Raw genomic sequence first — 25,778 nt, forward strand, 5'->3', positions numbered from 1 at the left:
CAAACCAATATCGACCCGCTTCGGCGGGTTTCTTTCATTTCAACCACAAGAGAGGCAATCATGGCCATCGAAACCACCGCCGCTGGCGGCGCACTGATCAAACTGTTTGGCGTGCCGGTGCTGGCCGGCGCCGCCGCCACGTCGCTGGGCTTCATGTTCATGTGGCCCCGTTCGACCAGGGAGGCATTTATCCGTTTCTTTTCCAGCATTATCATTTCCACCTTTATCGGCCCGGCGCTGGTGGCGGCCGTGCTGTCGTGGTGGCCCAGCCTGTTCGACAGCGCGAAAACCGTGGCCGGCCTGTATGGCGGCGACCCGGCCACGGGCTTCCTTTTCATCGCTGCGCCGCTGATGGTGGCGGCCGGTTTGCCCGCGTGGTGGGTGCTGGGCGCCTGCGTGCGCTGGTTCGACAAGCGGCGCGGCAAGGATATCGGCGAGCTAGCGGCCGATGCCGCCGCCGTCGTCAAAGACGTGCGCGGTGTGCTGTGACGGGCGCGCAATTATTGGCCATCATGCCGTTTGCCGGCCAGCGCGCCGCGCTGTACCTGGCGCCCTTGACTGCCGCGATGCAGGAATTCGGCATCGATACGCCGGTGCGCCAGGCCTCGTTCCTGGCGCAGGTCGGTCATGAATCGGCGCAGTTGCGTTACGTGCGCGAACTGGCCAGCGGCGCGGCCTATGAAGGACGTGGCGACCTGGGCAATGTGGTGGCGGGCGACGGCGTGCGCTTCAAGGGGCGCGGCCTGCTGCAGGTGACGGGCCGCGCCAATTACGCGGCGTGCGGCGTGGCGCTGGGATTGAACTTGCTGGCTGCACCGCAATTGCTGGAGCAGCCGGTAGCCGCCTGCCGCTCGGCGGCCTGGTTCTGGCAGTCGCGCGGATTGAATCTGCTGGCCGACCTGGGCGACCAGGAAAAGGTCACGCGCCGCATCAATGGCGGCCGCAATGGCCTGGCCGAGCGGCTGGCGCTGTTCCAGGTGGCGCGCAAGGTGCTGGCATAGGGCTCGCCGCGTTTTGGTGAGCCACGCCAGAAAACAGTGCAGGCAGGCATTGCCGGCATGGCGGCATGGACATTTTTGCACCGTGCCGTGCACGGCGGGCTGGCACGATGCATGCATGGTGGCATACGATGTTCTTCTCGTCTCATGCTTGCCGACCTGGTGCGGCAGGCTTACCGGAAATGGAGCGTACCGTGGCAAAACCTCACCTGACAGCGATCCCCCGCAGCATCACGGCAACGCCTGGCGACACGCCGTCCCCCGTCGATGACATGCTGCCGGCCGGCAAATTGTTCACGCTGGGCCTGCAGCATGTGCTGGTGATGTATGCGGGCGCCATTGCCGTGCCGCTGATCGTCGGCCGCGCGCTCAAGTTGCCGCCCGAGCAGGTAGCCGCCCTGATCAGCGCCGACCTGTTCTGCTGCGGCCTGGTCACCCTGATCCAGTCGCTGGGGATCGGCAGGTATTTCGGCATCCGCCTGCCGGTGATGATGGGCGTCACCTTTGCCGCCGTCAGCCCGATGCTGGCGATGGCGAACAACCCCGAACTGGGCGTCACGGGCATCTTTGGCGCGGTGATCGGCGCGGGCATCGTTTCCATGCTGCTCGCGCCCTTGATCGGGCGCCTGCTGGGGCTGTTTCCGCCGGTGGTGACGGGCAGCATCATCGTCGTGATCGGCGTGTCGCTGATGCGCGTCGGCGTGAACTGGGCCATGGGCGGGCCGCCATCGATGGCGAAGATTGCCGATCCGGCATTTGTGGCGGCGGCGGGCAGTGGTCCTGCGCCGATGATCGCCAATCCCGCCTATGGCGCGCTGGACAATATGGGCATCGCGCTGTTCGTGCTGGTGGTCATTTTGCTGGTGGCCAAGTACGGCCGCGGCTTCCTCGTCAATATCGCCGTGCTGACCGGCATTATTGCCGGCACGGCGCTGGCCTTTGCGCTCGGCAAGACGGATTTTGCCAGGGTCGCCAGCGCCAAGGCGTTCGCCATCGTCACGCCGTTCCAGTTTGGCATGCCGACTTTTGACGCAGTCGCCATTCTGACCATGAGCCTGGTGATGATCGTCGTCATGATTGAGTCCCTGGGCATGTTCCTGGCGCTGGGCGAAATGACCGGCAAACGCATCGGCCGCGAAGATATCAGCCGTGGCTTGCGCGTGGACGGCCTGGGCACTTTGATCGGCGGCGTCTTCAATACCTTTCCCTACACCTCGTTCTCGCAGAACGTCGGCCTGGTCGGCGTGACGGGCGTGCGCAGCCGCTGGGTCTGCGTGGCCGCCGGCATCATTTTGCTGGTGATGGGCGTGATCCCGAAAATCGCCCAGGCCGCCGAAGCCGTGCCGGCCTTTGTGCTTGGTGGTGCGGGCCTGGTGATGTTCGGCATGGTGGCCGCCACCGGCATCCGTATCCTGGCCGGCGTTGACTACAAGGGCAACCGCAACAACCTGTTGATCGTCGCGCTGGCGATCGGTTTCGGCATGCTGCCCCTGGTCGCCGAGCAGTATGCACAGCATATGCCCAAGGCCCTGTCACCGCTGCTGCACAGCGGCATCCTGCTGGCGGCGATCGCGGCGGTCCTGTTGAACTTGTTCTTCAATGGACCAGGATCGCAGGAAGAAGCGCACACCAGGGCGTGCGACAGCAGCCACGGCAGTGAATAGGCAGGAGTGAAAAGAGGCGGCTCAGGCGTCGCGCCAGGTCGCTTCCAGTTCATCGCGGCGCGGCGCGTCGGCGATATGCAGTATCAATGTCGCGCGCAACTCGGCGGCATGCACGGCGCGGTGCCTGGCGAACCAGAACACCTCGCTCAATTCCTCGTCTTCGTGCCAGCTCGTGACCAGGGAATTTTCGGGCGCGACGTCGTCATAATTGGTCGCCTCCAGATACGCATCGTCGATGGCGTCATGCCACGCTTCGCACTGCGTACCCCAGACCGACGCGTACCGGCAACCGGCCGCAACCAGTGCGCGGCAGCTTGCCCACATCACCATTTCTTCCACCTCGGCGTCAACGATTACGATGGCTTTGAAGGGCGGCAAGTCTTCCAGCACGGGAAAATCGCTGTCGGGCGTCAGGTGGAGATAGCGCAGGGTTGGTTTTTGCATGGAGACAGAAGTGAGTATGCGCCACCGTTGCAGCCAGCATAAGCGCTGGTGCCCGGAGCCGGAATCGAACCGGCACGCCCTTACAGGCGGGAGATTTTAAGTCAGTTGCGAAATTCATATAAATCAACGACTTAGCGCGCTTTTTCGTTCCGCAAAAGTAACTATTATAACCGCCTGTAGGCCGCATGGATGCTCGGCCTCATTACTGTTTGCGGAACGATTCCAGCCTGATTTTATCGTGCCATGCCGTTCGCGCGCACGAACGCCTGGCACGCGCGCCCAGTGGCCGCCACCTCTTCCGTCTGCAGGATCAAGGCTTGAATATCTCGCTCCACCGCGTCAGGAAGTAGCCCGCCGGCGGGATCGGCTTCAATGCCGCTGGCGGCGCCGTCGGCATTGGTCGGGGCGGCAGGTCCTGCACTTGCACAGAAGGCAGGCTTGTGCATGCGCTCATCAGCAGCAAGGCGAGTGCGGACAGTGTTGATTTCATCGGCGTAGGCTTTCGTGATGGCCAGCGCGGTGGCGGCCTGTTGTTTGGCTTGCGCCAGGTTCTCGGCGACGCGCTGCGCCACCGCTTTCGATTCTGCTGTGGCGCGCGTGGTCTTCTCGGCATCCCACAGCGCCTGCACGGCCGTCCTGCCCCGCTCGACGCCATGTGCGTGCAAGAATACCGCTCCGATGGTGCCGGCCAGCAGCAGCGCCGCGGCGAGATATAGCCAGCCAGGAACCTTGGCCAGCGCGCTCACGCCAGCACCCCGCCGGCGGCAAGATACGCAGCCTGCAGCTTTGCCAGCGGACGCATGGGCTGGCCAGCGTAGTTCGCACCAGGTAGCGATGCCCACAGGTTGCTGACGGCGGCAACGGCCTCGGCAAAGAGCCCCGCCTCGATCAGCGGCAGCGCGCGCCGCTCGCGGATCAACTGGATCGCCCATGCATCCTGCGAGGCAGGGCCGAAATCTGGTAATTTGAGCTGCGCCTTGTAGTGCGCATAGTCGCGCAGCATGAACTGGTACCGGCCGCTGGCGTTCGACGTGAGGCCGCGGCTATTAATGACCTTGGACTTGCGGCCGCCAGCGAACGGGTGCGCGCGGAAATCCGTGAAAACCTCCGGCCGGCCATCGACGCCGGTCACAATCACGTCGTAACCGTTGCTGCGCGTCGCCGGGCTCGTGCTTGTGCCTTCGGCAAAGGCGATCATATCCAGAAATGCCTTGAGGTTTGAGTTCACAGGCCACCCCGCACATCCTTGACGATCGCGGCCGCATCGCGCGCCAGATCGCCGATATCCTTGTCGCGGCGCTTGTCGAGCCAGCGCACGCAGGCGCCCAGCACCCACCAGGCTGGCAGGCCGGCGGCCACCATCAGCGGTGCGGCGATGAACAGGAAGCCCAAGGCCGGGTCGCTGCCGTACATCACGGCCACGTCCTTGGCGTTGTCGAACAGGCTGGGCCACCACGAACGGACGGCCACCACCAGGGCCGGCCCCATCAGGACGGAAAATACAATCGTCACGAAAAACCGGACGAATGCTTCTTTTGCAGATTTTGGCCACATAAACATGAATCCCAGTGAGGTTGCGGCAGCGCCGGCCAAGACCGGGATGCCAAAAATTTTGATCAGTGCGCCGCCGGCGGCGGTTGTTTCGATGGCCATGAAAGCCTTTCAGGTGGTGGAAATGAAAAACCCGCCGAAGCGGGTTGGGTGATTACTGATAGATGGGCACATAGCCTATTTGAACGCCGGCCGAGTTGTAGATCGCCAGTTTCGACAGGTACGAGCCGACTGGCGCGCTACTCGTGGCGCCATCGACGACGATTCCATTTCCGTTACGGATGCCCATTCGCAGGTTGCCGGCGCTGTCATACAGTCCGGCCACTACGGCGCCGGCTGTCGACGTCCCGCGCCCCTGCAGGCCGGCAACCCCTCCGAAAATATCGATCGCGGCCGACTCGGTGGTGCCGTCCGAACCGAGTGCGAAGTTCACGCGCCCCGACAACGTAGGCGACCTGAGGCGGTAGGATGGGCCGATAATCAGCGTGTTATCGCGCGATGCCAAATAAAAGTCTGGATGCAATGTGGGGGACGTGGTTTGCGTGATCTCCAAGATGCTGTTAGATAAACCGTTACCGCCAAAATCGACAGGCAGTACATCAATCACACTCGCGGTGCCGCCAACATCCAAAAAGATATTGCAATGCTCCGTAGCACCATTCTGCCCACTGACGCCGGCCGATGTGCCGCCGATGGCGGCTTTATATGCGCAGTCCCCCTTGTTACCAGTAATATTGATTTGTGAGTTCTTCGCGTACGTGCAGCGCAACGCCTCGACAATCAGGTCGTCAGCATCCCAGAAGCTGCCGCGCGGGTCCAGGCGGCGCTCCGCTTCGGTCTTGGTAGTAACGATCTGCATATCGACCTGGACACCGTGCGCGCGCGCCAGGAAGACATCTTTCTGACAATTGATCGACTGACCTCGAACCCGCACCCCGGTATGCGTCCCTGGTGGAATCGGGCCTATTGCCGCCCCCGCACCAATAGCCACTGCAGTAAAACAATTCTCTGCCACAATATCGACATCCACAGCTATGGCTTTATCAAGGAAGTTGACAAGCCCGGCTTCAAAACCGAACCCTTGATAACAATCCTTGGCGAGAATTTTTAGCGTTATTGTTCCGAGTTGCAATGGGGTCGCATCAGACTGGATTGTGGCGCCTTTGCCTCCGTCGGAAAATGTACCTTTATCAATAGACTCGCAGTTATTCGGGGAGATTTCCAGGTAAAGATTCTTGCTGCCACCGGTGATGGAGCAGCCATTTGAGCCCGATCCCTCAGTGCCGAGCAGTGAGCCTGTCAGAGTAGGGTAGCCAAACACACTAAAATTTGAGACGCCATTAAATTGAAATACATCTGCGCCATGGACTGATAGCGTGCGAAATACGGCGCCTGGGCCTTGGCAAAAAAGCGTCACCCCTTTGCAGTCGAGTAATTCTTCGACAATAGATTGCCTCCAGGGGAAGCTGAATTCCCCCAATTCGTAGTGACCATTGGGGGCGTATAGGTTGTGCCGTCTCGTCAGCGCAGATTCCCATGCTGCATTTACCGCGATCAACATCTTGGCGCGTAGTTCGGCGGTATAGACGCCGCTGGCAACTGCCGCTCGCGTTTCCTCGTCCATAAAATCAAGCAACGACACGTTCTCTCGCAGCTTGCTTTGAATCGACCGACCGATTGCGCCAATGCCTGCCTGAATGAATCCCATCAACGCTGATCCAGACGACGACAGTATTTTGGCGATAAATCCCGCAACCGTTGTAAAAATGGTGCCCGCCTTGCCGTCATCTGCACCGACCATCAATGCGCCATTTGGTGCGCCGCCTACCGTAGGCTCAGCGCGGCGGGTCCACACTGTCGATCCATCCGCGCGTTTCAACGCAATGTCATACGCACCAAAGGCGAGATACAGCGGCGTCGGCAGCTCCCCGCGCGCATTGAGCGCGATGTATTGGCCGCCCAGTCCATCGGCCGTGTAGGTCTGCGGTACTGTGCCTTCGGGGTCGGTGTAGGCGGCCTTGAATGCGGTGGTGCCGTAGGCGTAGGTGTACAGGCGGCCACCTACCAGGGTGACGCCGTTGTCCGTGAATTCCTGGACGTTGAATAGTGCTGGCTGGCTTGCTGACATGGGGTTGGCCCTGGAAACAAAAAAGCCCCGCATCGGCGAGGCTGGAACAAAAAAGCCGCCTGGGGAGGCGGCCTGCGGTAGGGAATGGTGTTGCGGGTTACTGCTGCGGGATCTGGACCGGTACGAGTGGCGGCAAACTATTGGCACCGGCAGCGCCGCCCAATACGCCGACGCGCGTCGACAGCTGCAGGTTCTTGTCGTTGATCTGCTGCACCAGCGCGGCCAGCGCATTCATTTCTCGCTGCGCGCCGGGACCGCGCGAGAGCAGCATTTGGCCCATCTGATTGCGCACGGCTTCGGGCGTGGCCACGCGGTTCCAAGCGTTTTTGGCTGAGCCGGCGGCGGCCAGAATATTGCCTGTTTTGAGTCCAGCCACCGTGCCGGCTGCGTCTTTTACTGCTGAGACATCCAAATCAGCCATGGCCCCGAGTCGTTCTGCAGTCTTGGAGCCTGCTCCGATGCCTTGCAGTTGACGGAATTTTTGTTCGCGGTAAACGTCGCTGGTGAACTCGCGGAAGGCCCGTTCGGTGCCGAAGATGGGCTTGAGCCGCTCGCGCGTTGTCTGGTTTTTCCACATGCTCATAATGTCGGTTCGACCACCCTGCATGCCCAATTTTCCGCGCAGGCCTTCAAATGCTCCAATCCGAAACGCCTGCTTTTCGTTGTCGCTCATGCCACGAATTACAGAATTGATCGAGGCCTCATCCTGATTGATGGCGCGCTTACCGGCATTGGCAGCATCAATTAATTGCGAAGGACCGGCATAGGCGCGCCGGGCATTCGCATACAGCGATTGCCCGGTAGTGGCATTAGTGGTGGCGGAATCAAGGTGTTTTAACAGGTCGTCCTTCAGCTCCATGTACGCCCGGCCAAGCGGTGTCATCGTCCCATCTGCCAACACTGCTTTGCGGCTGCTAAGCACCTGATCGATACCCTGTTTCACATGATCGAGGTCGCCCATATTCCACTTGGCGGGCGAAGTATCGATCGTGAATGGCAATTGACGTGCCGTGGCGATTTCCTTGCCCAACTTGGTCACGCCGAGTTCATCGGCGTTCTTCATGAGGTCCTTCAGCGACTGCGACGGGACGATGTCGGTGCGGCGCAGCTCAGCATAAAGCGGAGCGGAATCCAATGTCCGGCGAGCAATCAGTGAATCGACCGTCGTGGGTAGGCGCTGGCCCGCAGTGTCAAGTGCGCCTTCGGCCGAAGTGCGCAAACGATCTCCCTCGGTCGCCATGCGCTGACGCTGGGCCACTTTAACGGCCTCCTTTGTTCTACCTGGGAGAATTGCCATCGTGTCGAGTAACTGTTGGGTATTGGAGCTCCCGGCATCGACGATTCGACCCTCAGGCCCGAGCTTGCTGAACCGGTTCGCGATCTGCGACAGCGGGTTCAACACACCGCCGGTGTACAAATCGCCAGTGGCATCGCGCGCAAAGGCTTGAGCTACTTTTTGTTTGGCGTACTCGGCTGCTGCTGTTTCCGAAACCCGGCCCTTGACGTTGCGCGCAATGGCGCCCAGGCCGCTCACCACCGGCGACGAAAGGCCGCCGAACGCCGCGCTGGTCGCGGCCGATGCGGCGGCATCGCCCAGCGATCCGGCGAAAGTATCAGCATTAGAGTTGGCGGCGCCCATCACGCCGCCGTAGGCAGCGCCCACGCCGGCGGCCTGCGCGGCGCGAGGCAGCGCGCCAATGACCTTGCCGGCCTGCTGGGTGATGCCTGCCATCTGCATCAGTTTGGCGCCGCCTTTCACCAAGGCACCCCCCACAGGGAGCGATGCGAGAATATCGCCGCTCACTTCGCCCGCCATGGCGGACAGCGGATTTTTCTCTTTATATGGCGCCATGTCGGCGGCTAAGCGCGCGCGGCCAGCCTCGGCGTCCTTGACCAGCCAGTTGCCGGCGCGGCCCACAAACGAATTCGGCGCGCCTGGTGCGCCGCCATCAATCCCGGCCAACCCTTTGCCCACCAGGCGTTGCGCGCCCAGGACGAAACGCCCGGTGCTGGTCCCGGCGCCGGCGGCGGCGGCCGTCACGCCATCTAGGAAGCCTCCGCCTTTTTCCTGAGCCGCAACCGGCGCGGCTGCAGCAGGCTGCGCGCCACCAAGATGGCTGACGATTTCCTCCGGCTTATAGCCGGCGCTCGTCGCGGCCTTGATCTTCTCGCCGTATTCGGGCGTAGCCGCCAGGTGGCTGGCGATGTCGGCATCGCTGTAGCCGGCGGCTTTTGCCTGGGCGATTTTCTCTTGAACGGTGGCCATAAGTTATTTGAAAATATCGTTGAGGGATGGCTTGGCTGCGCCGGCGCCCGATCCTGCCGTGAAAGCAGAGTTACCGGCGTTTCGTTTCAGGCCCTGGATGGTGATCTTGCGGGCGTTGGCCTTTTGCTGAATCACCGCCTTGCTATCGCCTGGTTGCGGGAAATACTGTTTTTCTGCATTGTCGAATTCGGACGCGCCAATCGCGGCACCAGATTCCTGGCGCAGCACCGCATTGATAAAGTCCCGCTGGGCCTGTTCGGCTTGCTGATCAGCATCGCTGAGCCGGTTATTGGCCATGGTACCCAGCATGCCGCCAATCAGCGGCGTGTCTGCCATTGATCGTTTTATGTTGACCGCTGCGGGGCTGTATTTCAGCTGACTGAGGATTTTGTCCGCTTCCTCGGCGCGGGCGCCGAAGATCGCCGACTTGCCCTCGAACTCGGTGGGCTTGCCTTTGACGATTTTCGGGTCAGCCGGGCCGCCGGGGATTGGCGCCAGGGAGCCGTCAGGGTTGGCGCGGTATCCCGTCGGGATGCGGCCTTGACTGGCCGCTTCGCGGGCGCGAGCGTCCACCTTGTTTTGGCCGGCGATGGTCACGCCACGATTTGCATCGCCTTCCGACTTGATGCGCTGATCGGTGATACCGAACTGGCGCACCTGCTCCCGTTGCTTCAGCTGTTCGAGCTGCTGCTGAAACTGCTCGGTGACCGATTGCCCGCCGCGCATTGCATCAGCCTTCCATTGCGCAAATGCTTTTGGATCTTGGGCGACAGCCTGGATGCGAGCGATACCTTGTTCGTACTGGCCTGGCTTCGAGAACAGCCCCAAGGCGTTGCTTTCGTCCGCCCAGGCCAGCGCATCAGCCGGGCTCTGTACGGTGGCCAGCTTTTGCGCCTGGAAATTGTGCAGGGCGGTCGACTGCGCCAGTTTCTTCACGGCTGTTTCGGCGTCGTCCTTGCTGGCAGCGGCAATGCCCTTGCGGCGCTCGATCAGCGACTTGTCGAGCGCGTCGGCGGCAGCGTAGCCTTCCGGCGAGGCCGTGCCGCGCATCGCCTGGATGCGCTGGTCGTCGGTGGCGCCTTGCGGCAAGCCCAGCAGCGCCTGGCGCAGCTGGTCGGCACGCTGGCGGGACTGCACGCCGTCGTCGTACTTCTGCTGGCCGGCGGCCAGCTCCAGGGCATTTTGGCGCAGCGCCTGTTTTCGCGCATCGGCTGCATCGTAGTCGGCCGCGTATTCCGTGACCGATTTTGGGGCCTTCAGATACTGCTGGAAAATATTGTCGTCTGCCATTTCAGTTCCAATCAAGGCGAGTAGCCGTAGCCGTATTCATTGAAATTGGCGGTCTGGTTGGTCGCGCCTTCGGTGATGCCCTGTCCGCCGGTACCGCCTGCGCTGCGGCCATACAGCGCGGCGATCTGGTTACCCGTATTACCCCAGATATTGCCCTGCGCCAGCGTTGCGGCGCCGGCATTGTTGGCGGCGGCGCGCGTCAGGGCATTGTTGGATGCCGTGTTTTGCTCACCCAGGGCGCTGACGTTTTGCGTGCTGGTCTGGCCGATCTGCGCCAGCGCTGCCAGGCGGTTCAAGCGATCGCTGCGCGCCTGGTTGGCGCGGTTGTAGGCGGTGTTGTAGCCGCTGGTTGCGTAGTCGGTGCCGTATTGCGCTGCTGCTTTCAGGGCCGCACCTGAGATGCGGCCGCCGGCCGCCGCCGTCTGGCGGTTGATGGCCTGCTGCCCCTGATCCAGGCCAAACTGGTAGCCGGGGTCCAGTTGCACCTGGCTCCGGTCGAGTGGGGTGTCGTTTTCGCTGGCGAACGTGCCGAGGGCTTTGGTGCCGGTTGCCAGGTACGGCGCATAGTCGGCGCGGTTTTGGTCGTACTGGCGCCGGTTTTCCGCCAGCGCGTCGGCAGTTCCTTGCGCCTGCTGGTCACCCGCTTTGCCGACCGCCTTCGAGTTGATCAGGGCACCGCCGAGCGTGGCCGCGCCGGCGCCTACTACTGCAGCGGTAGCTGCTGACATGCCAAACATTTAGGCCTCCAGTTTCAAAGGGTGGGTTGCGGTGATCGCTGGCGTGCTTGACTGCAACAAATGTGCGTCCTCGACAAGGGCGTTTTCCAGCTTGGCGATATCGGTTTCGTCGGTCGCGAAGAAGCCCGTGCACCAGGTGTCGGCATGCGCGTAGCCCACGCGCTTGGCGCCCGGCTTGCTGACGAAGGTATGGTGGCCGGTCAGGCGCTGCATGCCGCCATCGGTCAGTACGGTGATATCGCCAACGAACAGGGAGATATGCTCGGTCTTGTGCACGGCACCAGTCAGCACCGTGCCGGCCGGAATAAACATTTCGCGCGCATAAATGCCTGGCGAGAAGTAGTGGCGAATCGGCGTTTCGACCTGTGGGCACTGGAGAATATAGCGCTCGATGTCCAGGATCTGCGCTCTGGTCGGCGTGTGCGTTGCCTCGATCGCATCGAGAGCGTTATCCATGGCGGCATGCTGCGTATCCATCAACCTGCCACCCCAATCTCGCCTTCACCGGAGATGGTCAGCGCGCTGGCCGTGCCGGCGCCGCCCACCAGGAACTCGCCAGCATCCAGGCGCAGCATGCCGTACCAGTCGTAGGACTGGTTGGCCGGCACCTGCTGGCCGGCGCCGATTACCTCGGTACCGGCGGCATTCGCGCCGGTGGCACCCAGGAACATTGAGAATGCGGCGGCGGCGGCCGTCTTGTTGGTCACACGGATATGCTTGAGCACGATGTATTGCGGCGATGCGCCGGCGTTGACGCCACCGGTAGCGGTTGGCGGACTGAGTAGATTGGTGGTCAGTGTTGCGCTCAGTGCGATCGGGCCGAAGCGGAATGTCCTGTTCGAGGCCATGGATACCTTTCAGTTGGATTTGACGGGCCAGAACACGTCATTGGTTTCTGGCTCTTGCAGCATAAAAATTGCGGGGCCGGGCTGGCCGGGATCGCCAGGGCGGCCTTGAGGCCCGGGGATGAATTCGACATTGCCCCCCTCATCACCCAGAATCACTGCCGGGCCGGTGGCGCCGGTGCCGCCAGGCGGGCCGGCAGGTCCCGGCGGCGAGATCGACGAATCGGCGCCGTCGCCGCCCTCGGCCAGCAGGCCCATGAAGGCGCCGGTGGCGAAATTGTTGAAGCTGGACAGCGTGCTGTTCGACTGGTTGTTCAGCGATTCGAAGTAGCGCGCCCATTCCGTCGTCAGGTAGACCTCCAGCTGCTTCCCGTTGACGGTAACGGTACCGATCGCAATGCGGGTCGGTGGCGGAACCTTAATCATCGACGGCCACCGCGTGGATATTGAACGGTACCGGGTCCGAGCAGCGGATACGGAACACGCGGTCGTGCGCCGTACCCAGCATCATCCAGCGCACCTTCTGCATCCACTGGCCGACGGCGCCCAGCGAGCGCAGCAGCTTGGGACCGAAGGTGAAGCCGCCATTGTTCGACAGTTCAAGGGTGACGTTGCCGCCGTGGCCGGTGGTGCAAGCCATTTCCATGCCGGCGAAGGTGATCGGCTCCATGCTGGCCTTGACCAGGTGCGGCCAAGTGCGCTCGCGCACCAGCGGGTCACTGCCCAGCGTGTATGTTTCCGGGTCAATTTTGTACAGCTTCCCGGTGGCATCGCCAGCGTATTGCGCATCATTGGCGAAGCACACGCTGGTGGCGCGCAGCGGCGCCCATCCGTCGCTCCATTCGGCCCGCTCATGCCATTGCTGCATTGCCGCGTCGTAGACCAGCGTGGTCTTCATGCCTGGGGCGTTGATGCCGATGAACTCGTGCCCCTCGACCTGGTACGTCCACATGGTGGCGCCGGACAGGTCGGTCGACTTGGCCAGCAACTCTTCCATGGCGCGCGTCGAGATGCGCCGGGCAGCATGGCCTTCCATGCGGTAGACGATGCCGGTACCGTTGCGAGTCTGACCGATCCAGAACACTGATTCAGTGGCCACGACAGCCGCTCCTTTACCGACGCAGCCGATATCGATCTGTGCCGAGTTGTAGCGCACAAAGGGGAACATGCCGCCACCGCTATTGACCCATATCTCGGTCGTGTACTTCCCCAGCAAGATCAGCTCGCGGTGCAGCACCAGGGTGGTAACGATGTTGTCAGGCTGGGCGTCGGCCGACGTGAAATCGAGCGCATCGAGCTTGCTGGCATCGTCCAGGGCGGTGATATAAAACTGGTCGGTGCCGGGGGCAACGAAAATCATGTAGCCGTCGATGAAGTAGACGGTGTACGAGCCGCGCCAGCCGGCGGACGTGATGCTGCTGAGCGTATTGCTGGCCAGCGTGAATATCTGCCCGACAGCACCGGCCACGATCACCAGCTGGGTATTGTTGTGCGCCATGCCAACGGCGCCAGCGGACGACGCCAGTGTGCCGCGGCTGACGGCAGCGCCGGCGACGATTTCGTACAGCGTGCTGCCGGCCACCACGAACCAGCGGCCCTCAACATCGCGCTGGCCGCGAATCTCGGCGCCCAGGTCAAGGTATTGCAGCAGGCCGGGCGCCGATACCTGCGTGAGGATGCGCGTTTCGCCCAGGCCCTCGACCTGCTCCAGATAGCAGTTGATTGCGGTCTGCACGGCCGCCTTGCGGTCGTCCAGATGGTAGCTGGGGCCGATGGCGGCCACGTAGTTGCGGCCGGCCATCAGTTCCAGCCCTGCAAAATGTTGCCGCCGCAGTTCGGCGTCAGCGGACTGGCGCTGATCATGGCCGGGTTCACGTTGGCATTTTCGATGCGGAACATGGCGCGGCGCTCGGCCAGCACCAGGTCGTTCGTGACCTTGCCCAGCAACGCTGGCGCCATGGCCACGGCCAGCGCGGCGGAGAATGCGCCTTGATAGCCGGCGGGCAGCAGGTAGACGGTGTCCAGGTCGGCGAACTGCGAGAACGGCGCGCGCGACAGCGCGTTGATGGTGTTGCCGCTGGCGGCCGGGTGCAGGTAGATGGTGGCCAGGCCGTCGTAGGCCCACAGTTCCGGGCGGCCCGGGCCGACCTTTTCATAGATGTTGTTGTACTGCGCCATGGTGATCGGCGTCATGGGGTAGTCGTCGGCCTGCAGCTGCGCGACCTCGGTACCGGCCGGGATGCTGGCGAACGCGCCTTGGCCCAATGTCATGCTCTGGCCCGTAACGGCGCCAGACACGATCTGCTGTTGCGGCGGCATGGCGCGCCCGACCGACCAGTCATCAGCGATGCTGTTGAGCCGGCGCAGGCACACGGCGGCCAGGTCAGCGTCGACCGTCTCGCCGGGTGACAGCCGGTTCATGGCTTCAAGGGCCAGGCTGATGATGGTGCGGGCGGTGACCACTTTTATTCCTTCGGCAGCAATGCCACCAACTTGGCCAGGCCGGCGCCGTCCGGATAACTGATGCCGGCAGCATCGAGTTGGCCGCGAACACTGGCGGCGATATCCGCTTGCGTCGCTGGTGCGGCAGCAACGGCAGCAGCGCGGGCAGGGCCGTAGCCGGCGGCGGCCAGCGTGTCGTGTTCGGCTTCGTCGTTGGCGACGGCAAAGCCGATGCCGTCCTTCAGTTTCATATTGAGGGGGTACATGGTGTGCTCCGTTTGAATGGGTGGATGCGGCAAGGCCAGCACGTGGCTGGCCCTGGGCGCCTTAGTTGGTGCGGCGTACCGAGAAATTCGGCAGCGTCACGGCGGCGCCCCACAGCACGTCGAAGCGGCTGATGAACTTGTTTTCCTTGATATCGAAGCCGCGCACAAAGCGCAGGGAAATACCGCCCTCGTCGGCCATCGAGGCCTGGTAGGCCATATCCATGCCGCCTGGCAGTTCCTGCTTTGGCGACACGAAGGTCAGGGCGTCGCGGTGCCACACCATGTTCTGCGTGTAGGTCGTGTTGGCGGCGCCCGAGGTGATCGTCAGCGCTGCGTTATCCGCTGGGCGCGCAGTCACGTTCTGGTAAGCGCCGCCGGCAATGATGGCCGGGCTGCAGATGATGGTCGCGTTACCGGCCCCGTCGGACGATACGGCGGCGGTGACCAGGAAGGACTGCAGCACGCCCGTGGAGGCCTTCGTTTCAGGGTTGACAGAAAAGACGTTTGCGATGGTGAAGGTGTCGCCAGCATTCAAGCGCAAAGCGGCTGCAGCGGTCCAGGCGTCGGTGGCGAGCGACGTGGTCGCCGCATAGGGATTATCCGTGGCGCCCGCGTTGATAATGCCCTGGTTGGCGCCGTTGACCAGTGGCGCGCCGCCCAGCGGGCCGACCGTGTGCGACGGCACGTTCTGCGACATGGCGATGTCCAGGCCTGCGCCGGTCTTGATGACACCGGTTTTGTACTGCTCGCCCAGCACTTCCTTGTTGTTGAACAGGCCCGACAGGCCGGCCACGATGGTGGCATTGGCGCCCGGCTCGATGGCCGCCATGCGCTGGCCGTCGCGCGGCACGCTCATGCGGTCCAGCGGCACGCCGGCCTGCAACAGGTCGGCAAAGGTTGCTGGCGGCGTGCCGGGCGTGCCGACGATCTGGTGCGTGCCGTTTTTGAGCACCACGCCCAGGCGGTAATCGAGCAGGGCGGCCAGCTTCAGGCCGGCCGGCTTCAGGTAGCGGTCTTTAAACGCCTTGCTGACCTGGCCGTTACTGCCCACACAGGTGGTCAGCTCGGTCGACCCGATGGCGAAGTCGAGGCCCAACAGCGGCTGCAGGGTGACATCAACGCTATGCTCAGTGATGTCCTGCACAGCAGCAGTTTCGCCGTCGCGATGCATGAACTGGACCGGCGCGCGGGCGCTGATTTTCTGGCCGGGCTTCAGATCCTTTTCCCAGGCATCCTTGTAATCCGTGTTGGTGTTGCCAAGGAAGGCGGACGAGTTGTGCGCAATGCGCAACACTTCGTTGGTGATGATCTGCGAGGTGACGAGTGCGTTTGCCATGAGTGGCTCCTATTAGCGTTTTGCCTGTTCCTGGGCGTTGGCCCAGGCGATGTAGGCTTTGGTGTTGGATGGGTCGGGCATGCTGCTGGTCTTGCCGGCGTTGTTGCGTGGCGCTTCCAGCGGTGCTGCCGCGTTGCTGGGCTTGGGCTTGCCCGCCTTGCCGGCGACGGCGATCTTGTCTTCGATGCGGGCGATCGCGCGGCCGGCCTGGGTAGGCGACATGGTTGCGATGCGTTCGGCTTCTTCGACGTTGTCCGGGTCGGTGAGGTACTCGATCAGGCCTTTCGGGTTGTCCGATTCGAAGATCGCATCAGTGGCGGGCTTGGGCGCGCCGCTGCGATCTGCCAAACCGCCAAACACATCGTCCAGATCGGAAGCCAGGGTGTCGAACCTCTCGGCACCCCATTCCTTCGCCAGCGAGGCAACGATGCCCTGGCGGCGATCGGCCACGGCCTGCTGCTGCGTCAACGCTGGTGCAAGCTGCTTGGCTTGCTCTGCGATGTGACGCTTCATTTCGGCACGGGTCATCGATACGGGCTCGTCGTCGTTCTCGTCGGCGGGTTGTTGCTGCTGCGATGGCTGTACGGCCGCCATCAGTTCGTGCTTTTTGCGTGTCAGGTTGTCGACACGACGGCGCAGGCGCTCAATTTCACGCTGCTCGAAGGTCTTTTCCTTCTTTGGCGGATCACCAGCCGCGCCACCTTCTTCGCCACCCTCGGCGCCGGTCGTGTTGGCGGCATTGCCAGCGTCGTCCTGGTGGTGATCGTGTTCGGCGCCGGTGTGATCGTTGTTATTGGCGCCCGCCGCGGCGTCGCCGCCTTGTGGCAATGCGTTTTCAGTGGTCAAGGTCATGCTCCTGGTTGTGGTTCGGGCAAAGAAAAACCCGCACTTGGCGGGTTCGGTAGGGTCTGCATCGCGGCAGGGTCTTGCGGATCAAGCAGGCCGGGCGGCGCTTGCGCCTCCATCTGGCCGGGGTCATTCGGGTCTTGCTCTGGCTGCTGCACCTGCTCCATCTGTTCCTGATGTTCGGGCTGCATGGCGCCCGGCTCGGTCGTCTCGGGCTGTTCAGATGGCAGCGGCGTCGGATTGCTGAGCATGGCCTCGACGGTTTGCGCCACCATCAGCCGGATCTGTTCCGGGGTCATGGCGGCGCTCGTCAGCTGCAGGCGCTTCGTTTCCGCGTCGTAGGCCTTGATATTCAGTTCGCGCTCCTTGGCCTCGTTTTCCTCGCGCTTGTTGTGCACCTGCACCATGGCTTCGTCGGCCTCGGCCTGCGCGTCGTGCGCGTGCTTCAAGGCCTCCTTCAGCGATTCTTCCATCTGCTTCATCTGCTGCATCAGCTGCTCGGGCTTCGGTGCCTTGTTGGTTTCAGGATCGAGGATGGCCTGAACAGCAGCCGGCGCCATGGCGGTCAACACCTGGGCCAGCTTGTCGGCGTGCGGGATGTCCAGGTTGCGCGCCCACAGCGGCGCGATCGCGGGCGTCAGGTCCGGATTGGTGCGCATTACCTCGCCCAGGGCGGTCTGCGCCTGGCTGCGCTGTGTCGAAAACGAACTGCCGACTACCACGCGCACGTCATAGTCGCCGACATTCGGGTTGATGACGATGCCCTCGTCGGTCTCCTGCATCGCCTCCTTCTGCTCCGGGTCGATGGTGATCGTGCCCGGCTTCGCGTCGATGCCCATGATGCGCTGCTGCCGTTTGGTGTCAATCAGTTTGGCGGCCATCCGCACAGCCAGACGGCCCACCTGGCCCAGCGAAAATGCCAGCTGCTGCGGGAAATGGCTTGTCGACGCCTCGCCTTGCTGCTTGCGCGCATCAATGGCTACGCCGGACGACTCATTGCTCGGCGCGCCCAGGTTGGCCTGGTACATGCCGATGGAGGCCTCTAGGTCGTGCAGCGCCTCCGCAGCGCCCACAACGTGGTTTTGCAGGTTGACCGAGACATTCGGCCTTGTTGGCGCAGCAACGGGCTGGCCCTTATCGTCGACATCGTTGTAAGGCAGATAGGCGCGCGCGTCGAGCGAGGCGCGATCCCAAAGGCGCTCAAGGCCAGCAATGGCGCGCCGGGATGCCACCCATGGTGCTTTTGGCGCGCTGCCCATGTACGCCAGCTGCTCGCTCTTGTGGTAGTTGTAGGCCCGTTGCGGGTTCATGGCGCGGCGCGGGATACCGCAGTAGCGCATGACGCCATTCTCGACACCCCAGTAGCCGTACACCGGCACGATGCCGATGGAATCGGCCGGGTACAGGCCCTCGCTGTCGTCCTTGTTCTTCGGCGTCTCCAGGATACCGGCGCCCGACATGGTGCGCCATTTCACGCACTCGTATTTGTCCTTGTACACGCGCTGCAGGGGTAGTTGCACGCCAGCGGCCTTGCACGCGGCCCAGTATTCGTCCTCGCTGCCCGCCTGGTCTTCGCCATCGGTGCCGGTCCAGATGCTGACGCGCCGCGTTTTCTCTTCCTTGTACCACTGCTCGGCGACGATGATCGACTGGCGCTCGCCTTCGCCGCACGACTGCCGCTCGGCGCCGAAGCTCTTTTTCTCGGCCTTGGCACCATACTTGCGCTCGAACTCGCGCTGGCTCACGGCGGTCAGCAGGTAGCCGAAGGTGGCATCGCTACCGTCGAGCTCCACGCTCCATGGATCGAACACCACGCGCAGAGGGTCAGCGATGGCACTGATGCGTGGCTCCTGATAGCCGAGCGCGCGGTCGACGTATTCAGGGCGCACTACCAGGTAGCCGACGCCAGTGCGGGCCGCCGAGGTCAGCGCAATGCCGTAGGCGGCCTGGGCACGGCTGGCGTATTCGATGTGGCGCAGCATGCCGTCGAGCTGTTCGGACACTTTCACGTCCGCGCCAGAGCCGACCGGCACCGTGTGGATGGCCGGCGGCGACTTGGTGACCTGGCCGGCCACGTTGGCGACGTACTGGCCGACGTGGTCCATCACCAGGCACGGCCGCGCGCCACCAGGGTCGAGCTCACGCGCCCGCTTGAGGGCTTCGTCCCATTGCTGCGGGTTCGACGGGTCGGAAAAGCGCAGGTCTTCCTCAATCTGTAGCCGCTGCTCGCGAGTCGCGTTCATCGCGTCCTCGTACAGCTCCTGCGCTTCCTGAAATTCGTCCATTAAATTACCCTTGCTCCTGATGCTGCTGAGTTTGAAAAATCGTACATGGCGCGCTTCGGGCCGCCTTTCACGACGGCGAAGCGGCGCATCATGTAGGCGTAGCGCGTGGCCGACAGCAAGTCGTCGTCCAGCTTGATGATCTTGCCGTCCTTGCGGTGGTACATGCGGAACTCTTCAAACCAGTCGTTGAGGTGCGAAAAGACCTTGAAGCGGCCGGTCATCATCCGATCCAATATTTCGATGACGCCCGCCTCAACGCCGTTGCCGCCAGTGCCTTCCTCTTCGCCGTCTGCTGGCGGGTGAGTGGCCTTGTCCTTCAGCATCAGCAGGCCCTGCGCGGCGTATTGCTCCTTCAACGCCTCGCCCGATCCTTTATCGTGCTGCAGGCCGTCGTGCGGCCAGGCCCATGGCAGCCAATCGCCCCATGGCCGGATGGCGCCGGCGAACATCAACGGCGTTTGCTCGCGCTGGCGATGCGCGGCAGTGACATAGATCACATCCTCGTCCCGATCCCATGCGAGCCGCACGGCACCACTCGGGTGGTCCCAGCCAAAGTCGATGCCGCCCAGCTGTACCCAGTGGGCTGGAATCTCGAACTGCGGCACCTTGATCGCTTCCTCATCGATGGCGTAGATGCGCCCCGAACCAAGCGATGGCACGCCCTTGGTGCGCGCGTCACGCTCGTGTGCCGGGTAGCTGGCAATAATCGCCTGCCGCTGCTCGGGCGTGTAATGCTCGGCGTCGTGGATGGTCATGGTGGTCACGTGCGTCCCTGGTGATTTATCGATCAGAAACCGCTTGACGACCGACGACATGCCTTGCAGCGGCGTGAAGGTCATCAACAGCATGCCGTTGGTGGCATTGGTGCGCGTCAGACCTTCCATGTAAATGTCCTCTGGTGGTTCCTCATCAGGCCAGAAGAAGTCCAGCGTCTCGCCCTGGAACTTCTCGCGGCCCTGGTCATACGACTTGAAGCCGATCAGGCTTTCACCGGCCTGCACATCGCCACCACCGCCGAAACGCACCACCACGGTATCGATGGCATCGGCCACGCCGCGCTTGAGCGACTTGGACTTGATCGCGTCCTTCGGTATCGAGCCGGTGCCGATGGCGTTGATACGGCCGCACATGACGCGCTGCACCGTGTCGCGCGTGGCCTCACTGGTGACCCCTGCGGCCCAGCCGACAACCGGCTTTGCGAATACGCGGCCCGGCCAGTTGTTCGGGTAGCGGCCGGTCAAGTGCATCGCGCTTTCAAAGCCAGCCGACCAGGTCTTGCCCAGCTGGTTACCGGCGATCAGCAGGCGCTCGCGAAACGTTTTGCCTGCGGCGTGAAATTCGGCCTGCTTGGCATATGCGCAGTAAGTGGCAAGCTTGTTCTCGCTGGCGTAGCGACGCTTCAGCCTCAACAGTTCCAGCGCGCGCCGGCGCTGATCCGGGTTCAGTCTGGCGATGTTGATGCCAGACAGATCGATTTCAGCCACCGCCACTGCCCAGCAACAGGGCCAGCTCTTGATCAACCTCTTCTTGCGATGGCGGCGCTTCAGGCGGCTGGCCACGGCTCAGGGCAGCCAGGCGCCCGGGCATCTCGCCCGAAATGTTCGCCAGCTTCTGCAGCGCCGCGAACGATTCGAGCTGTGCCCTTGTCTTCATCGGGTCAACTTCATCGACCAGCTCGAGCTGCTGATTCGCCATCCTTGACAAGCGGTGCGACGATGCGGCGCTGATTTCGGCGGCCGACGCCATGTGCTCGCTGGTGTTCGTCAGCTTGCGCGCCAGGTCCGAAACGATCTGCTGCTTGGCAAACGGCAATGCGCCGAGCTGTTCGGCAAAATGCTTTGCCTTCGCATCGACCTCAACCTTCATTTCAGCTAGAGCCTGCAACGATTTCGCCGCTTTTTTCGGTTCGGCTTTATTCGGCTTTATTCTTCGGCGTAATGACGATTCGTTGACGCCGAACTCCTGCGCCAGCGCGTTAATCGAAATACCGTCGACCAGGTGGCGGCGCTCGATCTCCACCCACTGGTCATCGGTCAGCGACGATTTGCGACCCATGACCAGTTCTCCTATGAAAAATCACGCGCAGAATGCAAAAAGCCCGCGACCATTTCTGGTAGCGGGCTTATTTTCGGGCGCACGAAGCCCCGACAGGTCGAAATATACGCGGCTTTTTTCGCTAACGCAACAGTTTCAGCATATGACGCGGCTTTTCAAGCTGGCGAACAACGATTCAATGGCCAGGTCGAACACGGTTTCGAAGTCGGCGCGCCAGGCGTGAAACGTGTTGATTCCATAGTGCGAAAGCACCGCTGTGCGCTGCAAAACGGGCAGTTCCCATACTGCCGAATCGACGGCGCGCACTATGAGCTTGTCCACCTCCACCTCGATATCCTCAATCGAGTGAATGCGTGCGTCCGGCGCGCCCAGGCATTCACGCCGCGCGCCTTCTCCGACGGCGCCGCCGATACTCATGCTCTCGGCCCAACGATCCAACATGGTTTTAACGCTGTCGTAGTGTTCTTGTCGCATCGAAAATCCCTATTTTTGCGTGCTTTTAGTTGCTATTTTGTCTATTGTTATTGGCCGGTGCGCTGGCTTTGTACCGATGACTACCGATAATCGTGCTATTCAGGATTCATGCGGTTTGCCGGGCTGGTCTTCGCCAGTTTTTCGCCGTGGAGTGAATCCCATTTTTTCGGCCATGCGGCCCTGGGCTTGCACGGCGATGTCGAGGTTCTTTTCGAGGTAGGCCATGGTCGTGCTGGGGTTCTTGTGACGCATGACCTTCTGGATGGTCTGGATCGGCACGCCGGATTCCGAGAGGAGGGTGGCAAAGCTGCCGCGCAAACGGTGCGGGGTAATGCCTTTGGTTTTGCAGTGGGCGTTGGCGGTAGCGATCGGGCGGCGCGCGAAGCCGGGCGGCTGCTGGCTGCCGTCCTTGCGCGCAGTGATCAGGCCTTCTGCCTGGCGCCGGGGTTGCAGGTAGTCGACCAGCCACGCGGGCATCGGGACCGGCTCGGCCTCCTTGCCCTTGGTGATGCCGGGGGTGTAGGTGCGGCGCTCCCAGTCGATCCATTCCCACCGAGCGCTGGCGGCCTCGCTCTCGCGCAGGCCCAGGCCAAACATGAAGCGGATAGCGGTGCTGACGGCGAGCGAGCGGCGCCCTGCGTCGTCGATGGCTTCAAGCCACTGCATGGCCACGTCGAGCGGCAGGATCTTGCGCACGCGCTTTTGCGTGCTGAGCATGGCAACATTCCAAGGCCGGCGCACCAGCATTCCCTGCGCCACGGCCCAATTCGTCACCAGCCGCATCACGCGCAGCCAGTGGTTGGCCGTGGCCGGTTCGCGTGTGGACAGATGTTCGTTGCGCGCCAGCTCGATGTGGCGTGCGGTGATCTCGCTCACTGGCAAGTCACCCAGCTCGTACAGGTGCAGGCGCAGGCAGGTGTCGACGCTGCGCACGTGGGCCGGGCTCGACACCGGGCCGCGCACCAGTAGCCACTCGGCGAACAGCGCGCGCAATGTCGGTACCGGCTTGCCGCCGTTGGTGCGCACCACCTCTTCATCGTAGGCGCGGGTGGCCACGGCTTCGGCCCGGGCCTTGGCGCGCTCGCGCGTGCTGCGCTGCACGCGGTTGCCGGCCACCTGGAAGCGGTAGTGCCAGATTTTTTTTACTTTGAAGAGGGCGAAGGTCATGGGCGCCACCAGGCGGGTTGGTTGGGTGATTTCATCGTGCTGCTTCCTCTTGGGACTAAAAAAAATTGTTCATGGCGTCGCTACGTCAGGCCGAGTACTTCCTTGGCATTGGCGATCTGCAAGGCGTAGAGCGACTTGTCGCCAGCATCGACACGCTGCATGATCCGGCGCGCCCAGCGCAGATGGTCGAACTCGCCCGGCTTGGCGGCTTTGTTCATGCCCAGGGCGTCGAGCTCGCGCAGCATGCGCGCGGCGTCTTCTTTCGACAGGTTGGCCTGGCCGGGCGCTGGCAGCGCCGGTGCTGGTGGTGGAATGTCAGCCCACTCATTGCGCGCCAGCTGCGCTTTCAGCGCCGCGGCCCAGCGATCCTTGACCTGGCCGTAGGATTGCGTCATCAGGTCGCGCGCCAGCAGCATCGCGGCCCAGTAGATCGCCGGATGCGACCAGGCGCCCAGCTCGCCCTTGCGGCGCGCCTGGATTCCCTCGACTGCCTCGTGGTAGGCAGGCACTGGATCGGCAGACGGTTTGCAGGCCTGGATGAACTCGGCGCAGGATGGCGGTTTTTGGTAGCGCACACGGCAGGTTCGCAGGCCGACCGCGACATCTTCCGGCGTGATGCCCTCATCTTCGAACGCCTCGACCCACGACTCGGCCCAGTTGTCGATCGCCTGCTGGCTGGCGAAATTGGCGCTCCACCAGTGCGGGTAGGCGCCGTCGAGCCGGTTGTACAGGTGGTCGATCATCGAAATGCCGAGGCGTGGATGCGGGTCGAACCACTTCGAATAAGGCCGAGTGGTTGGCTCGGCAAGCTCGCCCCCGGCCATGCCGGTCAGCGCGTTCATGCCGGGCTCCCGGGTGTCGGACGATTGCGGTTCACGTGCGCGGTCGGATCGAACTTCGGCGGGCGCCCGCCACCAGCGCTTGGCGCGCCACGCTCATTGCGCACCCAGTTGCGCCAAGTTGCCGCCCAGTCGGCTTTGCGGCCCTTGGCGCCGGGCTGGGCGATCCAGTAGTCGCGAAAGCGTTGAGCAGTGGTCTCGACGGGCAAGTCGGGACGCTCGGTTTTGCAGAACGCGGTATCGGCATCCGTTGGCGACCAGTCCGCAGGCAACCGCGACGCGGGTGCGTTTGCCTCTGCTCTTGACTTTGCTTTTGTAGTTAACTTCTTCTCTTCTCTTTTCTTCTCTTCTCTAGCTAACGCTGGCGTAACGTTTTCAGCGTTACATGCAGCGTTACTCGGGGCGTCAGATCGATAATTCGCCACCCGTTTGGCGGTCTGAGCACGGCTTTTTGCCGTTGCGCCGTTGTGTCGATCAAAGTTTGGCAGCGCGACACCGTCCTCGGTTTTGAACAGCCAGCCTGCATCGAGCATCGCTTGCGCAAAGCCGGAGGCGCCCGAAATGTTATCGAGTAACGCGCAAGTAACGCCCTTGGCGTTACCGTCTATCGTTTGCTGGTCGAACCAGCGCCAGACGCGAAACAGCTTGCCCACCGTTAGATCGGGGTCGCTCCAGCCCATGCTGGTAGTGATCGAAAACACTTCCAGCTTTTCCGGCGTGGAGCATTCCAGCTTGAGCCATTCGCCAGCCATTACGCCACCCCTCCTGTCGGTACTTCACCAAACAATGCCGCCACCAGTGGGTCACGGCCATACTGGCCGCGCGGCCAGCTGCTGGTGCGCGTGCGGTACAGGTCGAATTCCGCCTGCTCGTCCAGGTCGACCGGGCCGTACAGGGCGCCAGAGCCCCAGCGGCTTTCCTCCAGCATCACCACGCGCGCGGCGGCCACCAAGTTGACCAAGTGGCGCCGGATCGTTTCGTCGGACAGGCGCAGCTCGATGACCAGGTCCTTGATCGATATCGCACCGAACTTGCGCACCGCGGCGACGATCTGCTCGACGCGCAGCAGGTCGACAGGGCGTGGTTTGCGCGCCGGCTTGGCAGCGGCTTGATGCGCCGCAAATGCCAGCGTGGGGGCATTGCTATGCTGGTGTTGTACAATCGATGCCATGATTTTTCTTTCGGAAAATTAGTTGTTTTAGGAAGCCCGCCTTGACCGCGGGCTTTTTTTCGTCGGGGCTATTCGCTCGATCGGCCTAGACCATCGCCCAGTCATCGGCCAGCGCTTCACTGCCGCTGGGCGCCCATGTGCTGACGGTGCCGTCGACATTCTTGATGGCCATGTAGGCGTTGTACGGCACCATGCCGTCGGCGCCAAAATGGTCTTTGGCCACTTGCGTCGCCGCTGGGTAGCTTGCGGCCGGTACCAGGTAGACAAACATGCCCTTGCCGTTCCAGCCCGCGCGCGCCACCCTGGCGCCTTTTTTCAACGCCTCGACCGCTAGGCCGAACGGCATGCCGTTCGTTTCGCGATAGGCGGCGTCGAACTGCTCCTTCGGCGACCAGCTGACGTAGCCAGCATGGCCGGCGACGTTCGGCTTGCCGCCATCCGTATATTCGACCAGGTAGCCGTCGTCGTTGCCGTCCTCGTTGGCGGGCAGCGACCAGCCGCGATATTCGTTGTAGGCCGCGCGCGTCATTGCCAGCGCGATGACAATTTTGGTTCCGATGTGGCGCATGATCATCCTTCGCTAGCGTCGTGCAGGCGCTGCTTGAGCGCGTAGCCTTCGAGCGCCCAGATCTTTTCTTCAGCGTTCTTGCGCGCCACCTGCTGGCCGATCTCGGGGTCGAAGTTTTCCGGGCTGGCGCAGGCACTTTCGCCGGTGACGGTGAAGCCGTTGCGCAACACCAAAACGCAGAACGTCAGCAACTGCAGCGGTGGCGTCGAGCCATCGTCGACGCCGTCAGCGACGGCGGCGCCACGCACGCCATCGGCAGCTGTGAAATAGTGCGTTTGCGCGATGGCCGCCTGGATATCGGCCGGCGTGATGCGCGGTGCGGTCTTGCCCTTGGCCTGGATTTGCTGCTCGATCTCTTGATCGTTCATAGTTTGCTTTCGATGTGTCGCCCGGCTCGGTGGGCGAC

The 25,778-nt window shown here is 62.7% G+C and carries 31 protein-coding genes; 5 read left to right on the forward strand and 26 right to left on the reverse strand.

Annotated features, from left to right (window positions below):
• Positions 1–60 precede the first annotated feature (60 nt).
• The 3 genes from CD932_RS22415 to CD932_RS22425 all read left to right on the forward strand — a co-directional run bounded on the left by CD932_RS22415 (position 61) and on the right by CD932_RS22425 (position 2,662).
• Positions 61–489 carry a hypothetical protein gene (locus CD932_RS22415; protein ID WP_094444977.1) on the forward strand — a complete coding sequence of 143 codons (429 nt, stop codon included), beginning with the start codon at positions 61–63 and terminating at the stop codon, positions 487–489.
• Positions 486–1,001, forward strand: coding sequence for a glycoside hydrolase family 19 protein (locus CD932_RS22420; RefSeq protein WP_254926717.1), 516 nt, complete (start codon positions 486–488; stop codon positions 999–1,001). The genes CD932_RS22415 and CD932_RS22420 overlap by 4 nt, the downstream gene beginning before the upstream one ends.
• Before the next feature lie 269 nt (positions 1,002–1,270).
• Positions 1,271–2,662, forward strand: coding sequence for a nucleobase:cation symporter-2 family protein (locus tag CD932_RS22425; RefSeq protein WP_176461116.1), 1,392 nt, complete (start codon positions 1,271–1,273; stop codon positions 2,660–2,662).
• A gap of 21 nt (positions 2,663–2,683) precedes the next feature.
• On the opposite strand, the gene CD932_RS22430 is transcribed toward CD932_RS22425, so the two are convergent.
• The 4 genes from CD932_RS22430 to CD932_RS22445 all read right to left on the reverse strand — a co-directional run bounded on the left by CD932_RS22430 (position 2,684) and on the right by CD932_RS22445 (position 4,618).
• Positions 2,684–3,106, reverse strand: a complete 423-nt coding sequence (locus CD932_RS22430; RefSeq protein ID WP_094444979.1) for a hypothetical protein — start codon at positions 3,104–3,106, stop codon at positions 2,684–2,686.
• A gap of 233 nt (positions 3,107–3,339) precedes the next feature.
• Positions 3,340–3,852: a hypothetical protein gene (locus tag CD932_RS22435; RefSeq protein WP_094444980.1), complete on the reverse strand. Its 513-nt coding sequence runs from the start codon at positions 3,850–3,852 to the stop codon at positions 3,340–3,342.
• Positions 3,849–4,304 (reverse strand): glycoside hydrolase family 104 protein, encoded by a 456-nt coding sequence (locus tag CD932_RS22440; protein WP_094444981.1) that lies wholly within the window; start codon positions 4,302–4,304, stop codon positions 3,849–3,851. The genes CD932_RS22435 and CD932_RS22440 overlap by 4 nt, the downstream gene beginning before the upstream one ends.
• A 26-nt stretch (positions 4,305–4,330) precedes the next feature.
• Complete coding sequence (locus CD932_RS22445; protein WP_254926718.1) at positions 4,331–4,618, reverse strand: hypothetical protein; 288 nt, start codon at positions 4,616–4,618, stop codon at positions 4,331–4,333.
• Between the two features lie 46 nt (positions 4,619–4,664).
• On the opposite strand from CD932_RS22445, the gene CD932_RS29545 reads away from it, so the two are divergent.
• Positions 4,665–4,811, forward strand: a complete 147-nt coding sequence (locus CD932_RS29545; protein ID WP_254926719.1) for a hypothetical protein — start codon at positions 4,665–4,667, stop codon at positions 4,809–4,811.
• Here the strand turns inward: CD932_RS29545 and CD932_RS22450 are convergent, their stop codons facing one another.
• The 3 genes from CD932_RS22450 to CD932_RS22460 all read right to left on the reverse strand — a co-directional run bounded on the left by CD932_RS22450 (position 4,812) and on the right by CD932_RS22460 (position 10,140).
• Positions 4,812–6,785, reverse strand: coding sequence for a hypothetical protein (locus CD932_RS22450; protein ID WP_141213343.1), 1,974 nt, complete (start codon positions 6,783–6,785; stop codon positions 4,812–4,814).
• Between the two features lie 97 nt (positions 6,786–6,882).
• The gene (locus tag CD932_RS22455) at positions 6,883–9,051 is read right to left on the reverse strand and encodes a hypothetical protein (RefSeq protein ID WP_094444984.1); all 2,169 of its coding nucleotides are present in this window, start codon (positions 9,049–9,051) and stop codon (positions 6,883–6,885) included.
• A gap of 3 nt (positions 9,052–9,054) precedes the next feature.
• Positions 9,055–10,140: a hypothetical protein gene (locus CD932_RS22460; RefSeq protein WP_141213344.1), complete on the reverse strand. Its 1,086-nt coding sequence runs from the start codon at positions 10,138–10,140 to the stop codon at positions 9,055–9,057.
• On the opposite strand from CD932_RS22460, the gene CD932_RS28440 reads away from it, so the two are divergent.
• Positions 10,132–10,365 (forward strand): hypothetical protein, encoded by a 234-nt coding sequence (locus CD932_RS28440; RefSeq protein ID WP_141213345.1) that lies wholly within the window; start codon positions 10,132–10,134, stop codon positions 10,363–10,365. The two genes, CD932_RS22460 and CD932_RS28440, sit on opposite strands and share 9 nt — an antisense overlap.
• Here CD932_RS28440 and CD932_RS22465 read toward each other — a convergent pair.
• From CD932_RS22465 to CD932_RS22555, 19 genes are all read right to left on the reverse strand, one after another.
• Positions 10,353–11,069, reverse strand: a complete 717-nt coding sequence (locus CD932_RS22465; protein WP_176461090.1) for a hypothetical protein — start codon at positions 11,067–11,069, stop codon at positions 10,353–10,355. The genes CD932_RS28440 and CD932_RS22465 overlap by 13 nt on opposite strands.
• Before the next feature lie 9 nt (positions 11,070–11,078).
• A complete protein-coding gene (locus CD932_RS22470; RefSeq protein ID WP_094444987.1) occupies positions 11,079–11,555 on the reverse strand; it encodes a hypothetical protein in 477 nt (158 codons plus the stop codon).
• Positions 11,555–11,926, reverse strand: a complete 372-nt coding sequence (locus CD932_RS22475) for a hypothetical protein (RefSeq protein WP_094444988.1) — start codon at positions 11,924–11,926, stop codon at positions 11,555–11,557. Before CD932_RS22475 ends, CD932_RS22470 begins: the two co-directional genes overlap by 1 nt.
• 9 nt (positions 11,927–11,935) lie before the next feature.
• A complete protein-coding gene (locus tag CD932_RS22480; protein ID WP_094444989.1) occupies positions 11,936–12,349 on the reverse strand; it encodes a hypothetical protein in 414 nt (137 codons plus the stop codon).
• Positions 12,342–13,724, reverse strand: a complete 1,383-nt coding sequence (locus tag CD932_RS22485) for a packaged DNA stabilization protein (protein WP_094444990.1) — start codon at positions 13,722–13,724, stop codon at positions 12,342–12,344. Before CD932_RS22485 ends, CD932_RS22480 begins: the two co-directional genes overlap by 8 nt.
• The gene (locus CD932_RS22490; RefSeq protein WP_094444991.1) at positions 13,724–14,386 is read right to left on the reverse strand and encodes a hypothetical protein; all 663 of its coding nucleotides are present in this window, start codon (positions 14,384–14,386) and stop codon (positions 13,724–13,726) included. The genes CD932_RS22485 and CD932_RS22490 overlap by 1 nt, the downstream gene beginning before the upstream one ends.
• Before the next feature lie 2 nt (positions 14,387–14,388).
• Positions 14,389–14,631, reverse strand: coding sequence for a hypothetical protein (locus tag CD932_RS22495; protein ID WP_141213346.1), 243 nt, complete (start codon positions 14,629–14,631; stop codon positions 14,389–14,391).
• 61 nt (positions 14,632–14,692) lie between these two features.
• On the reverse strand, positions 14,693–15,967 hold the full coding sequence (locus CD932_RS22500) for a P22 phage major capsid protein family protein (protein ID WP_094444993.1): 1,275 nt from the start codon (positions 15,965–15,967) through the stop codon (positions 14,693–14,695).
• A 12-nt stretch (positions 15,968–15,979) separates the two neighbouring features.
• Entirely contained in the window at positions 15,980–16,813 is an 834-nt protein-coding gene (locus CD932_RS22505) for a hypothetical protein (RefSeq protein ID WP_094444994.1), read from the reverse strand.
• A 2-nt stretch (positions 16,814–16,815) separates the two neighbouring features.
• The gene (locus CD932_RS22510) at positions 16,816–19,098 is read right to left on the reverse strand and encodes a portal protein (RefSeq protein WP_094444995.1); all 2,283 of its coding nucleotides are present in this window, start codon (positions 19,096–19,098) and stop codon (positions 16,816–16,818) included.
• Complete coding sequence (locus CD932_RS22515) at positions 19,098–20,657, reverse strand: terminase family protein (protein WP_254926720.1); 1,560 nt, start codon at positions 20,655–20,657, stop codon at positions 19,098–19,100. Before CD932_RS22515 ends, CD932_RS22510 begins: the two co-directional genes overlap by 1 nt.
• Positions 20,575–21,153, reverse strand: a complete 579-nt coding sequence (locus CD932_RS22520; RefSeq protein ID WP_094444996.1) for a hypothetical protein — start codon at positions 21,151–21,153, stop codon at positions 20,575–20,577. The genes CD932_RS22515 and CD932_RS22520 overlap by 83 nt, the downstream gene beginning before the upstream one ends.
• Positions 21,154–21,288: 135 nt before the next feature.
• Positions 21,289–21,627: a hypothetical protein gene (locus CD932_RS22525; protein WP_141213347.1), complete on the reverse strand. Its 339-nt coding sequence runs from the start codon at positions 21,625–21,627 to the stop codon at positions 21,289–21,291.
• Positions 21,628–21,726: 99 nt separating this feature from the next.
• The gene (locus CD932_RS22530; protein ID WP_094444998.1) at positions 21,727–22,794 is read right to left on the reverse strand and encodes a site-specific integrase; all 1,068 of its coding nucleotides are present in this window, start codon (positions 22,792–22,794) and stop codon (positions 21,727–21,729) included.
• Between the two features lie 80 nt (positions 22,795–22,874).
• Positions 22,875–23,636, reverse strand: a complete 762-nt coding sequence (locus CD932_RS22535) for a replication protein P (RefSeq protein ID WP_094444999.1) — start codon at positions 23,634–23,636, stop codon at positions 22,875–22,877.
• Positions 23,633–24,385, reverse strand: coding sequence for a hypothetical protein (locus CD932_RS29550; protein ID WP_094445000.1), 753 nt, complete (start codon positions 24,383–24,385; stop codon positions 23,633–23,635). Before CD932_RS29550 ends, CD932_RS22535 begins: the two co-directional genes overlap by 4 nt.
• Positions 24,385–24,804, reverse strand: coding sequence for a DeoR family transcriptional regulator (locus tag CD932_RS22545; RefSeq protein ID WP_094445001.1), 420 nt, complete (start codon positions 24,802–24,804; stop codon positions 24,385–24,387). Before CD932_RS22545 ends, CD932_RS29550 begins: the two co-directional genes overlap by 1 nt.
• A gap of 85 nt (positions 24,805–24,889) precedes the next feature.
• Positions 24,890–25,372: a DUF2829 domain-containing protein gene (locus CD932_RS22550; protein WP_217907344.1), complete on the reverse strand. Its 483-nt coding sequence runs from the start codon at positions 25,370–25,372 to the stop codon at positions 24,890–24,892.
• Between the two features lie 2 nt (positions 25,373–25,374).
• A complete protein-coding gene (locus CD932_RS22555) occupies positions 25,375–25,740 on the reverse strand; it encodes a Gp49 family protein (RefSeq protein WP_094445002.1) in 366 nt (121 codons plus the stop codon).
• Positions 25,741–25,778: the final 38 nt, after the last annotated feature.

The sequence above is a fragment of the Janthinobacterium sp. PC23-8 genome (assembly GCF_002250505.1).
GTDB lineage: Bacteria > Pseudomonadota > Gammaproteobacteria > Burkholderiales > Burkholderiaceae_D > Janthinobacterium.

Coding starts and splice junctions, on each gene's coding strand:
- CD932_RS22510 (WP_094444995.1), bottom strand. CDS start 19,098: ATGGACGAATTTCAGGAAGCGCAGGAGCTGTACGAGGACGCGATGAAC.
- CD932_RS22475 (WP_094444988.1), bottom strand. CDS start 11,926: ATGGCCTCGAACAGGACATTCCGCTTCGGCCCGATCGCACTGAGCGCA.
- CD932_RS22550 (WP_217907344.1), bottom strand. CDS start 25,372: ATGCGCCACATCGGAACCAAAATTGTCATCGCGCTGGCAATGACGCGC.
- CD932_RS22415 (WP_094444977.1), top strand. CDS start 61: ATGGCCATCGAAACCACCGCCGCTGGCGGCGCACTGATCAAACTGTTT.
- CD932_RS22535 (WP_094444999.1), bottom strand. CDS start 23,636: ATGAACGCGCTGACCGGCATGGCCGGGGGCGAGCTTGCCGAGCCAACC.
- CD932_RS29550 (WP_094445000.1), bottom strand. CDS start 24,385: ATGGCTGGCGAATGGCTCAAGCTGGAATGCTCCACGCCGGAAAAGCTG.
- CD932_RS22525 (WP_141213347.1), bottom strand. CDS start 21,627: ATGCGACAAGAACACTACGACAGCGTTAAAACCATGTTGGATCGTTGG.
- CD932_RS22495 (WP_141213346.1), bottom strand. CDS start 14,631: ATGTACCCCCTCAATATGAAACTGAAGGACGGCATCGGCTTTGCCGTC.
- CD932_RS22455 (WP_094444984.1), bottom strand. CDS start 9,051: ATGGCCACCGTTCAAGAGAAAATCGCCCAGGCAAAAGCCGCCGGCTAC.
- CD932_RS22470 (WP_094444987.1), bottom strand. CDS start 11,555: ATGGATACGCAGCATGCCGCCATGGATAACGCTCTCGATGCGATCGAG.
- CD932_RS22530 (WP_094444998.1), bottom strand. CDS start 22,794: ATGACCTTCGCCCTCTTCAAAGTAAAAAAAATCTGGCACTACCGCTTC.
- CD932_RS22500 (WP_094444993.1), bottom strand. CDS start 15,967: ATGGCAAACGCACTCGTCACCTCGCAGATCATCACCAACGAAGTGTTG.
- CD932_RS22520 (WP_094444996.1), bottom strand. CDS start 21,153: ATGGGTCGCAAATCGTCGCTGACCGATGACCAGTGGGTGGAGATCGAG.
- CD932_RS22425 (WP_176461116.1), top strand. CDS start 1,271: ATGCTGCCGGCCGGCAAATTGTTCACGCTGGGCCTGCAGCATGTGCTG.
- CD932_RS22440 (WP_094444981.1), bottom strand. CDS start 4,304: ATGATCGCCTTTGCCGAAGGCACAAGCACGAGCCCGGCGACGCGCAGC.
- CD932_RS22480 (WP_094444989.1), bottom strand. CDS start 12,349: ATGATTAAGGTTCCGCCACCGACCCGCATTGCGATCGGTACCGTTACC.
- CD932_RS22450 (WP_141213343.1), bottom strand. CDS start 6,785: ATGTCAGCAAGCCAGCCAGCACTATTCAACGTCCAGGAATTCACGGAC.
- CD932_RS22555 (WP_094445002.1), bottom strand. CDS start 25,740: ATGAACGATCAAGAGATCGAGCAGCAAATCCAGGCCAAGGGCAAGACC.
- CD932_RS22465 (WP_176461090.1), bottom strand. CDS start 11,069: ATGTCAGCAGCTACCGCTGCAGTAGTAGGCGCCGGCGCGGCCACGCTC.
- CD932_RS29545 (WP_254926719.1), top strand. CDS start 4,665: ATGAATCCCAGTGAGGTTGCGGCAGCGCCGGCCAAGACCGGGATGCCA.
- CD932_RS22545 (WP_094445001.1), bottom strand. CDS start 24,804: ATGGCATCGATTGTACAACACCAGCATAGCAATGCCCCCACGCTGGCA.
- CD932_RS22485 (WP_094444990.1), bottom strand. CDS start 13,724: ATGGCCGGCCGCAACTACGTGGCCGCCATCGGCCCCAGCTACCATCTG.
- CD932_RS22430 (WP_094444979.1), bottom strand. CDS start 3,106: ATGCAAAAACCAACCCTGCGCTATCTCCACCTGACGCCCGACAGCGAT.